Below are 13,124 nucleotides of genomic sequence, written 5' to 3'. Positions count from 1 at the left end.
AAAGATTGTCAACAACTTGAAAAGCTGGTATTAAAAGTTTCTGAGCTGTAATACATTTTTGTAATAATTTTCTTTTTTATTCTATCAATTCTAAAAAAAAAATTGCAAGGTTCAGGGTAGTGGTTTTTTCTTTCTTTAATCCTGAATCTTTTAAGATGATTACCTGAAAACCACTGATCATATTTTCTAAAATTCCAGGACGAAAATATTTCATTCTGGGAAAAGAATTATAAGAAGATCTTGCTTATTCTTACAACCCATTCCAAATAACGTCATAAAAACCAACTGGATTCTCCACGAAAATGGTACACAAAAACGATATCTCCAAACAACTGGAAGATCTCACGGCCCTTTATGAAATAACTAAACAACTGGCATCTTCAAAAGAACTCAGTGAATGCCTGGAAAGCACCATGTTTATTCTTTCAGAAATAAAAGGGATGGAAAATGGTACTGTTTCCATCGTTAACCCATTAACCGGAAACCTTGAGATAGAAGTTGCCCATGGAATATCTGCAGCTGGGAAAAAGCGTGGAAAATATAGAATAGGGGAGGGGATTACAGGGAGAGTTGTTGCCACAGGCGAACCTATTATCGTTCCACATATTGCCGAAGAACCATTATTTCTCAATAGAACTGGAGCACGTGAAAACGTAAAGAAACAAAAGAGATCTTTTCTGTGTGTTCCCATCAAGGATGGACAAAACATTATAGGTGCTCTCAGTGTTGATATCATATATAAAAACGGTATTACCGAACAGGCCAATACCGATCTGCAATTCCTCACAGTTTTAAGTTCAATAATTGCCCAGACTGTTGTCAGAGTACAAAAAGTAAACAGGGAGACCGAAGAACTTTATTCTGAAAACCTTAAGCTTAAAAGAGAGCTTTCAGAAAAGAATAAAATTAATGATATTATAGGTAATTCGAGCAAAATGCAGGAAGTGTATGAAATGATACACAGGGTTGTTGACTCTAATGCAACTGTCCTTCTTCGTGGCGAATCAGGTACAGGAAAAACACTTGTGGCAAAAGCTCTTCATTACAATGGCAAAAGAAAATCCGCACCCTTTATCGTTGTTAATTGTTCTGCTCTTCCTGAAACCCTTTTGGAAAGTGAACTTTTTGGTCATGAAAAAGGTTCATTCACCGGTGCAAATGAGCTGAAAATTGGACGTTTTGAACAGGCTGAAGGAGGGACCCTGTTCCTTGATGAGATAGGTGAAATCAGCCATTCAGTACAGGTTAAACTCCTCAATGTTGTGCAGGAAAGAAAGTTCCAGAGACTTGGTTCAACAAACCTCATCGAATGTGATGTTCGACTCGTTGCAGCAACAAACAGAGATCTTGAAAAGGCGGTTGCAGAAAAAAATTTCAGAGAAGATCTCTACTACAGACTTAATGTTTTTCCTGTGTATATGCCCCCCTTAAGAGAGCGACGAACTGACATTCTCCTTCTTGCTGAATTTTTTCTTGAAAAATATTCTAAAGAAAACAACAAAAAAATTATCAGAATTTCCACCACAGCAATAGACATGTTGATTCAGTACCATTGGCCCGGGAATGTCAGGGAACTCCAGAACTGTATTGAAAGGGCTGTGCTTATCTGTGATGGTGACACTATAAAATCAATTCACCTTCCACCGACACTTCAAACTGCTGGGAATTCATCCAGGGAAAAACCTCTTTCTCTTTCAGTTGCAGTAGAAAATTTTGAAAAAGAACTTATAGTTGAAGGGCTGAAACGAAACAATGGTAACCAGACAAAGACTGCAAAAGACCTGGATACAAGCCTGAGAATCATTAATTATAAGATCCATCAGTATAATATTGATCCAAAAAAATTTAAGATTTGATTTTTCAGACAATATTCATGAAACTTCTTCTCCATATATGTTGCGGACCTTGCGCAGTTTATCCTCTCACATTTCTTCGTGAAAAAGATTATTCCATCACCGCTTATTTCTACAACCCCAATATCCATCCTTTTAAAGAATTCCGCAGAAGACTTGTCACTGCAGATGAATATCTGAGAAAACAACATATACCGGCCATAATTGATAAAAAATACGGTCTTAAATATTTTTTGAGATCAGTGGTGCATAATGAAGGAAAAAGGTGCAACTTTTGCTATTCCGATAGACTTGAAAAAACAGTGCAGACTGCAAAGGAGAACAATTTTGACGCGTTTACCAGTACACTTCTTTACAGCAAATATCAAAATCATAAGAAAATTATTAAAATATGCAAAAACCTTGAAGAACTGTATTCAATCACATTTATTTACCATGATTTCAGGGAAGGCTGGCAACAGGGAATTGATATTTCAAAACAACTTTCTCTTTACAGGCAACCTTATTGTGGCTGTATTTACAGTGAATGGGAACGATACGATAAATCATTGAAAATAAAAAATAAATAAAACTTAAATTAATTTTAATCTCGTTTTTTTAATTCATAAGACAGGATAATTTCATCATGATCCCAATGATAGTGATAGCAACAAATAATAAAAATAAATTGGTTGAATTTAAAAATCTTTTACAGGAAACTTCAATTGAGGTTAAATCTCTCGCCGATTTTGGACCCATTCCAGAAGCAATTGAAGATGGGAATACATTTGATGAAAACGCTTATAAAAAGGCCCATCATACTGCAAAAATTTTAGGTCTTCCCGCAATTGCAGATGATTCAGGTCTCTGTGTGGACGCACTTGAAGGTGCTCCGGGGGTTTATTCTTCAAGATATGCTGGAGAAAATGCAACAGATGCCGATAACTGTAAAAAACTGCTTGAGGAGCTGTCAGGTAAATCAGATAGAAAAGCTCATTTCAGCTGTGTTTTGTCAATAGCTGTACCTTCCGGACCGGCTTTGACCTATGAGTCGCGTTGTGACGGTATTATTCTTAAAGAGCCCCGTGGTACGAGTGGATTCGGTTATGACCCACTCTTTTATTTTGAGGAATTGGGTAAAACCTTCGCTGAACTTTCAATGGATGAGAAAAATCGTGTCAGTCACAGGGGAAAAGCTCTTGCAGAAGTAAAAAAGGAAATGCCCCTCATTATCAAATGGCTCGAACAGAGACTTTCTGAAGAAAAACCACCTAAACCTGATCATTCAATGTTTAAAGATAATGATTGGTCAAATTAATACCTGAATCCTGCAGTTCGGTAAACTTGCCAATTGCAGGATTTAGGTAATACATTTATTCGACTTTAAGCTCCCTGGCCAGCAGGTCACTTACAGCGAGGGAGCATTTTTTTCCCTGGTAAATAATCTTGTAAACTTCATCAAGAATAGGGGTCTCAACTGTATATTTTTTTCGTATTTCAAAAATAGACCTTGTGGTTTTAATTCCTTCTGCCACCATTTTCATTTCGTTTACTATTTCTTCCAGTTGTTTTCCCTTACCAAGTTTTAATCCAACTGTTCTGTTTCTACTTAAATTACCGGTACAGGTAAGGAGTAAATCTCCAAGTCCACTCAAACCAGAAAAAGTTGAAATATCTGCTCCCAGTGCTGTTCCAAGCCTGGTCATCTCAGTCAGCCCGCGGGTAATCAAGGCAGCACGTGTATTGAGTCCATAGCCGAGTCCATCGCATACACCGGCGGCAATAGCTATTATATTTTTATAAGAAGCACTTATCTCAAGACCTGTTATATCGCACCCCGCATAAACCCTGAAAAAACTGTTACCAAATACTTTCTGCAATTTCTTCGCAGTAGCAAGGTTTTTAAAGCCAAGGGTAACGGCGGTTGGTACTCGTTGGGCAACCTCTTTGGCAAAGGATGGACCCGATAACACGCCAATTTCACAATTTTTTTCAGGATATCGTTGCTGAAGAACGCTTTCCATGATCATGGTCATGGTTTCCAGCGAACTATTTTCTATGCCTTTAACAGCAGAAATTATATACGCTTTATCGGGTAACATGGCTGCAAGTTTGTTAAAAACATCTCTTAAACCATGCGATGGTACAACCATCAATATTATTGCACTTTGTCCGACACAGAGTTCCAGATCACCTGTAATTTTAAGGTTATCGGGAAATTGAATACCTGGTAGATACTTTTTATTCTGCCTCTCTTCCTGTAACTTCCTAACAGTTCGTCTATTATGACCCCAGAGAAAAACGTTATTCTGATTTTCAGCTAAGACAAGGGCCAGAGCGGTTCCCCAGGATCCGGCTCCTATTACTGAAATTGTTTTATTCTCAGTCATTAAACTTGATTGTCATCGGTTTCTTCAATATCGGAGTCTTTATTATCCCTGGCCATGCTGTCCATGCCTACAACTTTTTCTTTTTCATCTATATTGATGAGTTTTACTCCTTTTGTAGTTCTACCTATAACTCTGACCTTGCTGAGATCCATTCTGATCATTTTTCCATGATCTGAAATAATGATAATCTCATCACTGTCATCTACCTGTTGAGCATCAATTACGGATCCATTTCTTACGCTTTTCTTGATACCTCTTATGCCTTTTCCACCACGTTTTTGAATTCTATATTCTTCGATTGGACTTCTTTTTCCAAAACCATTTTCAGTAACCGTAAGAATAGAATTATTGTTTGATATTACTATTGCACTGACAACTTCATCATTTTCAGCGAGACGGATACCACGAACACCGGCTGCACCTCTTCCCATTGTCCTTATATCCGTTTCCCGGAAATGAATACACATACCATCCCTGGTAATAAGAAGTATAGTGTCATTCCCATTAAGAACATGAGCTGCTATTATTTCATCACCTTCATTGATTGTCAGTGCCCTTTTACCTTTTTTCAGTGGCTTTTTAAATTCCTGCAGACTCGTTTTCTTGGCTCTACCGAATTTTGTCACCATTAAAATGGTTTTATTTTCCGTTTCGTTCTCAAAACTGTCAATGGGAAGAATAGCGGCAATTTTTTCATCTTCAGCAAGATTCAGTAAATTGATTATTGCTTTTCCACGGGCAGTTCTCCCTGCCAACGGTAACTGGTAAACTTTTCGCCAGAATACTTTGCCGTGATTGGTGAAAAAGAGAAAAGTGTCGAGAGTGGAAGCTACATAGAGATTGGAAACAAAATCCTCTTCAATATTCTTAACACCTTTAACACCTTTACCACCCCTATGTTGGGATCTGTAAAGGCTGACCGGATTTCTCTTTATATAGCCGGAATGAGTAACAGTAATAGCCATTTCTTCAGGAGCAATAAGATCTTCAGGCAGAATTTCATCCGTAGCATCGATAATTTCCGTACGTCTATCATCACCGAATTTTTCCTTTATCTCCTGAAATTCTCCACTTATTATCCCCATTATCAACGATTCATGTTCGAGAATATTTTTCAGCCTGTCTATTTCTAAAAGAATAGCCTTATATTCCGAGGCAATTTTTTCTCTCTCAAGACCGGTTAACCTCTGCAGACGCATATCGAGAATGGTCTGGGCCTGAATTTCACTTAAACTGAAACGTTCAATGAGATTTTTCTTTGCAACAGCGGGGTTTTGAGCTGCTTTTATCAAGGCCACCACATCATCAAGATTATTAATTGCTATATTCAATCCTTCAAGAAGATGGGCTTTTTCTTCCGCCTTTTTCAGTTCAAAATTTGTTCTACGATAAACAACTATTTTTCTATGGAGTATGAAATGCTCCAGGATTTGTTTTAAATTCAGAATTTCAGGCTTATTATTAACAATAGCCAGAAATATGATACCAAAGGATTTCTGCATCTGCGTCAATTTATAGAGTTGATTGACCACAATTTCTGCAATTTCATCCTTTTTCAGTTCGATAACTATCCGCAATCCGTGTCTATCCGATTCATCTCGAACTTCAGATATTGAATCAATCTTCTTATCTTTGACCAGTTCAGCAATTTTCTCCACAAGGCTTGCTTTATTTAACTGATAGGGTATTTCGGTAATAACGATGGCTTCTCTTTTTCCATCTTTTATTTTTTCCACATGGTTGAGTGCTCTCATAATGACAACACCCTTTCCAGTCTCATAGGCTTCTCTTATCCCGGCTCTACCACAGATCAAACCTCCCGTTGGAAAATCCGGTCCTGTCACTATCCCCATGAGTTCATGCACTGTCAGGTTAGGATTTTCTATCAGTGCAATAAGTCCGTCAATAACTTCTGTTAGATTGTGTGGAGGAATATTTGTTGCCATACCAACTGCAATACCAGATGAACCATTTACAAGAAGATTCGGTATTTTTGTCGGCATTACAGAGGGTTCATTCAGGGAATTATCGTAATTGGGAATCCATTCGACAGTATCTTTTTCAAGATCATTTACTATTTCTCTGTCAATTCTGGTCATTCTGGCTTCGGTATATCTCATCGCAGCAGGAGAATCACCATCAAGAGAACCAAAATTACCCTGACCATCCACCAGAGGATAACGCATGGCGAAATCCTGGGCCATTCTTACAATGGTATCGTAAGCAGCTGTATCACCATGGGGATGATATTTACCTATTACATCACCAACAATTCTGGCAGATTTGACATAGGGCCGGTTATGGAAGACACCAAGTTCACGCATTGCAAAAAGCACCCTGCGATGAACAGGTTTCAATCCGTCACGGACATCCGGAAGGGCACGGCCCACGATAACACTCATTGCATAATCGAGATACGATTTCTGCAGTTCCTTTTCAATGGAAATAGTGGGAAACTGTTCTTCAATTACTTCTTTATCAATACTCATAAGTTATTTTCTTTGTATTTTTATCACTTAAACATCAAGATCTGTCACTTCGAGGGCATGATTCTGAATAAATTCCCTTCTTGGCTCGACTTTATCACCCATTAGTGTTGTAAAAATATCGTCAGCCTGTTCTGCATCTTCAATGGTAACCTGCATGAGAATTCTATTCTGGGGATTCATTGTAGTATCCCATAACTGTTCAGGATTCATTTCACCAAGTCCCTTATATCTCTGCAGGTGACTTCCCTTGAAAGATTCTTCCCTTACTGCCGTAAGTAGATCTGACCAGTTATCAATTTGAATCTCTTTTTCCTGACCGCTTTTATTAACAGATAGTATTTTGAAACTGCATTTCAGATAATTCCTTATTTTTTCGTAAATACTGAGTGCGGTTCTATATTCGTTTATAAGCGGTATCTGGGGTCCCAGGGTCAACATTATCTGAATTTTACCTCTCACAGCAACATCAACTTCGTAACAATCCGGACGCCATCTGCATGAACGTATATTACCTATTACAAGTTCTTCTTCAGGCAGCTTCTTCACAAGATCTTCAAGAAAAGATTCATCAGTAAACTGATCAGCTGTTTTTATACCGTTTTCAAGAAGAAAATAGACCATATCTTCCCAAATATTCATCCTTTCCATGAAGCTTATAATTCGTTGGTAGATAGAAAGTTTTTCCATTATTTCAACGAATTCTTTTCCTTCAATCACAGTTTCTTCGTCATTTTGTAAAAATATTTTCATCTTTTGACTGGCAACAGTAAAAAGATGTGTATTCAATTCAGCTTCATTGAGAAAATATTTTTCCTTCTTCCCTTTTCCTAACCTGTAAAGTGGAGGTTGACCTATATAAACATATCCTTCGTTGACAAGTGGAAACATTTGTCTGTAAAGAAAAGTAAGAAGCAATGTCCGGATATGAGCACCATCAACATCGGCATCCGTCATAATAATTATCTTGTGATAACGGAGTTTTTCCAAATCAAATTCATCTTTTCCTATGCCACAGCCCAGTGCTCCGATAAGCTGCTTTATCTCTTCACTGTTTAAAATTTTATCAAATCGAGCTTTTTCAACATTCAGTATTTTACCTCTGAGCGGTAGAATGGCCTGATTTGAACGATCTCGACCCTGTTTAGCCGAACCTCCGGCAGAATCACCCTCAACAATGAAAATCTCTCTTTTAGCCGGATCCTTTTCCTGGCATTCAGCAAGTTTACCGGCCATAAGAAGACTGGTACTTCCTTTTTTTCTTGAAAGATCCCGTGCTCTTTTGGCGGCTTCACGAGCTCTTGCAGCATCAACAACCTTGGCTAGAATTTTTTTGGCAACAGCAGGATTCTGTTCAAGAAACAGGGTTAACTTTTCTGTACAGATGGATTCGACAATTGATTTTACTTCAGAATTACCGAGCTTTGTTTTTGTCTGACCTTCGAACTGAGGGTTAGGGACACGGACGGAAATAACTGTGGTTAAACCTTCCCTGACATCATCCCCACCCATTTTCTCCCGCATGTTCTTCGGGATCATATCATCATTTGCATACCTGTTTATGCATTTAGTCAGTGACGATCTGAAACCGGCAACATGACTGCCACCTTCGCGGGTATTTATATTATTTACAAAAGAGAAAAGTCTCTCGGAGTAACCATCAAAATGCTGGAGAGCTATTTCAACTTCAACATTATCCCTGGCTCCTGATATATAAATAGGTTCCGGAAAAACCGGAGTTCTCTTGCGATTGAGGTACTCAACATAGGATACAATACCTCCGGAGGCATGGAATTTATCCTCTTCTCCGCTCCTTTCATCCTTCAAATAAATTTTCAGACCTTTATTCAGAAAAGCCAGTTCCCTTACCCTGTTTTTTACAAGTTCATAACTGTAAACAACGGATTCCTTAAATATCTGAGGATCGGCCTTAAAGGTTATTTTTGAACCGGTTTTATCGCTTTTACCTACTATTTCCAGTTCACCTGTCTTTTCACCATACTTGTAAGACTGTCTGTATATATGACCGTTTCTTTTAATTTCTGCAGTCGCTTCACAGGAAAGAGCATTTACCACGGACACACCGACTCCGTGCAATCCACCGGAAACTTTATAACTGGAGTGATCAAATTTTCCGCCAGCATGGAGTGTAGTCATGACCAGTTCCAATGCCGTCATGTTTTCAGTTGGATGTTTTTCCACAGGTATACCGCGACCATCATCCTCCACAGAAACAGAATTATCTTCATGTATAACTATTTTAATACGGGTACAGTAACCTGCCAGAGCTTCATCAATACTGTTGTCTACAATTTCCCATATAAGATGATGCAGCCCCTCTGAGGCCGTATTTCCTATATACATTGATGGTCGCTTACGAACAGCTTCAAGACCATCAAGAACCTTTATCTGCTCTGCACCGTAGTTGTTATTTTCAGTTGTCACGCTTTTACCTTTCATTTTTTGTGGCTTTTTTTGTAAATCATTATTTTTTGCCCAGATGAACCATACCTGTGTCATTGTCACAAAAAATAATCAATGCATGTACAGGATTTTCAGCAATTTTTTGCATATTTCAGATTGTAAAAAAACAATTTTGAATTTCCTGTGATCAGCTCAATCAGAAAAAAGGGATGATAATGCATTATGTGATCAGCCCTAGAGCTGCATGGGCATAATTATACTTATAAAACCAATATCTTCTTCAGATTTCATAAGACATGGACTGTTATTTGAATTAATATATGCTTCCACAGTTTCACATTCCATGACTTGAAGGGCTTCAATGAAGTACCTGCAGTTAAATCCGAGAACCAGAGGTTCACCGGAGTATGATATAGCCTGCTTATCTTCAGCATTCCCGAGATCCGCATTCTGGGAGGAAAGAATCATTTCACTGTTTTCGATTTTCAACTGAATCGTGTTAAAAATATCTTCAGTAAAAAGATTGATTCTCTTGAGGGACTCCAGAAATGGTATTCTGTTTATTCTCAAGCAGTTTTCCAGCTGAACAGCTTCAACAATGGCCGAATACTGCGGAAATTCCCCCTGTTTGAGACGAATAACCATCACGGCATCACCATCCCTAAGAACAAGCTGTTTTTCTTCAAATGAAACTTCTATATTATCTCTGCCTTCACAGAATTTTTTCCATTCCTGAATACCTTTTTTGGGTATAAGAGTCACCTCGTTCAAATTCATACCATCCAGATCCGTTGCCACATCTTTTTCCATAATCGACAATCTGTGACCATCGGAGGATATCATTTTTAAATAATATTTATCGTCTCTCTTTTCTTTTTCAAAAAGAACTGATGTCAGGGAATATATGTTCTCCTGTTCATTTGCTATCGAATATATAATTTTTTCAATAAGTTCGAGAAAAATATGACTTTCAAAGGAAAGAAAGGAGTCTTCCGAATATTGTGGAAATTCAGGAAATTCATCACTTGCAAGGCCTGCCAGATTATAGGTACTTAATCCTGTTCGGATAACAACCCAACTGTTATCAGTTTCTTCAATAGAAAGAGTTTCTGATCCTGATTCCCTGACAATTTCATATATTTTTTTTGAAGGCAGGGTTATTGAACCTTCTTCTTTAACTTCTGCTGGAACAAAAAGACGTAAACCTACTTCCAGATCTGTTCCCGTGAGGATAAGACCGCCAGGTGCTGATTCAATGAGAACATTTGAAAGAACAGCCATCGTTCCTTTCTTGTTTGTCAGGTTTTGCAGACTGTTCAAACCTTCCTGAAAGTCATTTTTAGCTATATTGCAGTGTAGTGCCATAAAAGGACTCCTTTCTACGACTCCTTATAATATTATTTAAATTTATTATTATTAAGGGTGCTGAAATGTTAATAATATAATTAACCTATTGATATTATTAATAAAATTATAAACAAAAGATTATTTGATAATTTGTGATACATGTGAAAAAAGGATTATTAACAGTTTTGTGAACCTGTTATCCATAATCTTTTTAAAAAGAGCTGTTAACAGGGTGTTGATAACTTCGTTTCAGAGAAATAACTCCATTTGAAAAATGAATAAATTTGTCGAAAAAACAAAGATATATTAATCTTTCGATTTTGGCTATAATCTAGTGGAAATAGGTGAAAAATTCAATATAATAATCAAATGATGAAAAAGGAAAAAACAGATGAAAGCAGATTAAGGACAGTTCTTGATGAAATTATCAAGAAAGCAATAAAAAAATCTGTTTTTTCAGGATGTTCCATTGCAGTTTCGGTCAGGAAGTCCAACGGTTTTTCCAGAGAAGAACTGCATTATGGTTATACGGAACTGACGAGGTCATATGGAAGAGTTAACAGGTATACATATTTTGACCTGGCTTCACTGACTAAACCTCTGGTTACAGCACTTTCAATTGCCGCTCTGGTGGACGAAAATGTTTTATGTCTGAACGATTCTCTTGCATCCTGTTCCAATTGGAAGAATATACCCGCTGATAAGTCTTCCATTACCATAAGAGACCTTCTCTGCCATTCTTCGGGTTTACCACCCCACAGAGAATTTTTCAAAAAACTGGTTCACATAACTCCCGAGCAGAGAAAGGAGACTGTAAAAAACTGGATTATTAATGAGAAACTGCAATATTTACCCGGAAGCAGGAATGAATACAGTGATTTGGGGTATATTTTACTGGGGATACTTATTGAAGAGAAAACAGCTGTGTCTCTTGATGATTTTTGGAGAAAAAACGTCATTGGAAGACAAAAAATAAAGAATAGATTTCTTTTTTCAGGAGATGAACATCTTTCACCATTCACATGTGCCTTTACCCACTTTTCCAGTGATGAAGCATTTAAATGTGGCACTGTCCATGACGAAAACTGCAGGGCCCTGGGAGGTGTCTGTGGACATGCAGGGCTGTTTGGAACAGCTTCGTCTGTTCTGCAACTTTGTGAAACTGTAATGGACCAGTACAAAAATAGAGGAAAAAGCAGTCTGCCTGATGCTGCCGTATTGAAACAGTTCCTGAAAAAAGAAAAAAATTCCAGTTGGTCCTGTGGTTTTGATATACCTGCAGAGAGTAATTCAAGTTGTGGAAAACTGTTCAGTCGGGAAAGCAGAGGACACCTGGGTTTTACAGGTACTTCATTCTGGATGGATCTGGAAAGGGAAATAATAGTTGTTTTGTTAACCAATAGGGTCCATTGTTCAAACGACAACGGGGAAATAAAAAAATACAGACCCCTGGTTCATGATTGTATCGTGCAGGAACTGAACAGAAAATAATCTATTCGGTTCCTGCATTTTACTGTGGATATACTGGTTAAGAAAAAAACTTCTACCACCAGCAAATGGTCTGGTCAGCAGCAAATATTTTATCTACCAGTGTCTCGTAATCAGGGCTTTCAACAGTAAGATCAAAACTGTCTGTTTCCCGGTCACGCCCAACTATTTCAACCAGTTTCTGTACAGTTTCATCAGGTTCAGACCTGTATACATTCAATATTTTCATAAAAAACTCCTGGATGTCTGTTATTTTGGACCATAAGGAATGATATGGGTCATTTCACGAAGTTTTTCTCCGAGCTCTTCCAGTGTAATGGGGGTAAAATTGTTCTTATCTATATTTGCCTGAACTGTAGATAAAACATCACCTTCCATATCCCTTAACATTTCGATACTTTCCTGAGTCAATTCATCCAGTTCAGGGAGTTCCTTATCCAGTACAACACCATATGAATACATGTTTTCGACGGCTAAACCCAACGCAGATCGTATACCGTCAATGGCATAATCTTCATGTCTGTACATAAAACATACTTTTTTGTATTCCATTTGATATCTCCTTTACAGGCTGAGGTAACAGTCAAAATCTTCAATAATAATACCATGTTGAGCCTGAGTTGCCATTTTTTTGGCAGTTAATCCTTCAGGGATATCATCAACGTCAAAACCCTGTTTTTTATAACTGTCAACACATATGGAGACATCGTCTGCTAATTCACAAAGTCCTGGAAAAGCAGGATCCTTTGAAAGTGTTGTTGCTTTCCAGGTAAAAAAGACTTTGACATTGGAACCTTTTGCTTTTGCTGCTTTAACAATACCAATAACGTGATTAAGGCTGTCGGTTGTGGTAACGAAAATACCTAAACTTTTTGCCATATTATCCTCCTTTAAGAAGATTGGTGGCTTTTTATCAGAAAATCCCACCACTGAATGTCGTTCTGTCGCAGTAGGACTTTCATTTGTTTACTGTGCTCAAAGGTATAAATAACTCTGAGCTATTGGGATCATATATGCTGGTTTATCCAGTAAAAAACATAAAAATAAACTCTGATATAGAATATTAGAGAAAAGCGAACTGTTAAGTATCTTTAAAAATAGAAAAGATACTTAACAGTTAATAAAAAATATAATATCAATTAATTAGAGTAGTCTCT

At 37.6% G+C, this 13,124-nt stretch carries 11 protein-coding genes; 4 read left to right on the top strand and 7 right to left on the bottom strand.

The window, feature by feature from the left end; genetic code table 11:
* Positions 1-302: 302 nt before the first annotated feature.
* The 3 genes from LO777_RS17130 to LO777_RS17120 are packed head-to-tail and all read left to right on the top strand — an operon-like array spanning position 303 to position 3,150.
* On the top strand, positions 303-1,856 hold the full coding sequence (locus tag LO777_RS17130) for a sigma-54 interaction domain-containing protein (protein ID WP_228855061.1): 1,554 nt from the start codon (positions 303-305) through the stop codon (positions 1,854-1,856).
* Between the two features lie 17 nt (positions 1,857-1,873).
* Complete coding sequence (locus LO777_RS17125; protein WP_228855060.1) at positions 1,874-2,422, top strand: epoxyqueuosine reductase QueH; 549 nt, start codon at positions 1,874-1,876, stop codon at positions 2,420-2,422.
* A gap of 56 nt (positions 2,423-2,478) precedes the next feature.
* On the top strand, positions 2,479-3,150 hold the full coding sequence (locus LO777_RS17120; RefSeq protein WP_228855059.1) for an XTP/dITP diphosphatase: 672 nt from the start codon (positions 2,479-2,481) through the stop codon (positions 3,148-3,150).
* A gap of 55 nt (positions 3,151-3,205) precedes the next feature.
* Here LO777_RS17120 and LO777_RS17115 read toward each other — a convergent pair whose 3' ends face one another.
* The 4 genes from LO777_RS17115 to dnaN form a co-directional block, all read right to left on the bottom strand.
* Positions 3,206-4,222: an NAD(P)H-dependent glycerol-3-phosphate dehydrogenase gene (locus LO777_RS17115; RefSeq protein WP_228855058.1), complete on the bottom strand. Its 1,017-nt coding sequence runs from the start codon at positions 4,220-4,222 to the stop codon at positions 3,206-3,208.
* Positions 4,222-6,711 (bottom strand): DNA gyrase subunit A, encoded by a 2,490-nt coding sequence (gyrA, locus tag LO777_RS17110; protein WP_228855057.1) that lies wholly within the window; start codon positions 6,709-6,711, stop codon positions 4,222-4,224. The genes LO777_RS17115 and gyrA overlap by 1 nt, the downstream gene beginning before the upstream one ends.
* Before the next feature lie 27 nt (positions 6,712-6,738).
* The gene (gene gyrB / locus LO777_RS17105; protein ID WP_228855056.1) at positions 6,739-9,168 is read right to left on the bottom strand and encodes a DNA topoisomerase (ATP-hydrolyzing) subunit B; all 2,430 of its coding nucleotides are present in this window, start codon (positions 9,166-9,168) and stop codon (positions 6,739-6,741) included.
* A gap of 198 nt (positions 9,169-9,366) precedes the next feature.
* Entirely contained in the window at positions 9,367-10,497 is a 1,131-nt protein-coding gene (dnaN, locus tag LO777_RS17100) for a DNA polymerase III subunit beta (RefSeq protein WP_228855055.1), read from the bottom strand.
* Between the two features lie 351 nt (positions 10,498-10,848).
* On the opposite strand from dnaN, the gene LO777_RS17095 reads away from it, so the two are divergent.
* Positions 10,849-11,970, top strand: coding sequence for a serine hydrolase domain-containing protein (locus LO777_RS17095; RefSeq protein ID WP_228855054.1), 1,122 nt, complete (start codon positions 10,849-10,851; stop codon positions 11,968-11,970).
* 52 nt (positions 11,971-12,022) lie between these two features.
* On the opposite strand, the gene LO777_RS17090 is transcribed toward LO777_RS17095, so the two are convergent.
* Genes LO777_RS17090 through LO777_RS17080 form a run of 3 tightly spaced genes read right to left on the bottom strand, consistent with a single transcriptional unit; the run spans position 12,023 to position 12,894 of the window.
* On the bottom strand, positions 12,023-12,196 hold the full coding sequence (locus tag LO777_RS17090; protein WP_228855053.1) for a hypothetical protein: 174 nt from the start codon (positions 12,194-12,196) through the stop codon (positions 12,023-12,025).
* Between the two features lie 20 nt (positions 12,197-12,216).
* Positions 12,217-12,519, bottom strand: coding sequence for a hypothetical protein (locus tag LO777_RS17085; protein ID WP_228855052.1), 303 nt, complete (start codon positions 12,517-12,519; stop codon positions 12,217-12,219).
* A gap of 12 nt (positions 12,520-12,531) precedes the next feature.
* Positions 12,532-12,894, bottom strand: a complete 363-nt coding sequence (locus LO777_RS17080; RefSeq protein WP_228855051.1) for a peroxiredoxin — start codon at positions 12,892-12,894, stop codon at positions 12,532-12,534.
* Positions 12,895-13,124 lie beyond the last annotated feature (230 nt).

The sequence above is a fragment of the Desulfomarina profundi genome (assembly GCF_019703855.1).
Lineage (GTDB): Bacteria > Desulfobacterota > Desulfobulbia > Desulfobulbales > Desulfocapsaceae > Desulfomarina > Desulfomarina profundi.
This window is presented reverse-complemented; position numbering and strand designations above follow the sequence as displayed.

Coding starts and splice junctions, on each gene's coding strand:
- LO777_RS17130 (WP_228855061.1), top strand. CDS start 303: ATGGTACACAAAAACGATATCTCCAAACAACTGGAAGATCTCACGGCC.
- LO777_RS17125 (WP_228855060.1), top strand. CDS start 1,874: ATGAAACTTCTTCTCCATATATGTTGCGGACCTTGCGCAGTTTATCCT.
- LO777_RS17120 (WP_228855059.1), top strand. CDS start 2,479: ATGATCCCAATGATAGTGATAGCAACAAATAATAAAAATAAATTGGTT.
- LO777_RS17115 (WP_228855058.1), bottom strand. CDS start 4,222: ATGACTGAGAATAAAACAATTTCAGTAATAGGAGCCGGATCCTGGGGA.
- gyrA (WP_228855057.1), bottom strand. CDS start 6,711: ATGAGTATTGATAAAGAAGTAATTGAAGAACAGTTTCCCACTATTTCC.
- gyrB (WP_228855056.1), bottom strand. CDS start 9,168: ATGAAAGGTAAAAGCGTGACAACTGAAAATAACAACTACGGTGCAGAG.
- dnaN (WP_228855055.1), bottom strand. CDS start 10,497: ATGGCACTACACTGCAATATAGCTAAAAATGACTTTCAGGAAGGTTTG.
- LO777_RS17095 (WP_228855054.1), top strand. CDS start 10,849: ATGATGAAAAAGGAAAAAACAGATGAAAGCAGATTAAGGACAGTTCTT.
- LO777_RS17090 (WP_228855053.1), bottom strand. CDS start 12,196: ATGAAAATATTGAATGTATACAGGTCTGAACCTGATGAAACTGTACAG.
- LO777_RS17085 (WP_228855052.1), bottom strand. CDS start 12,519: ATGGAATACAAAAAAGTATGTTTTATGTACAGACATGAAGATTATGCC.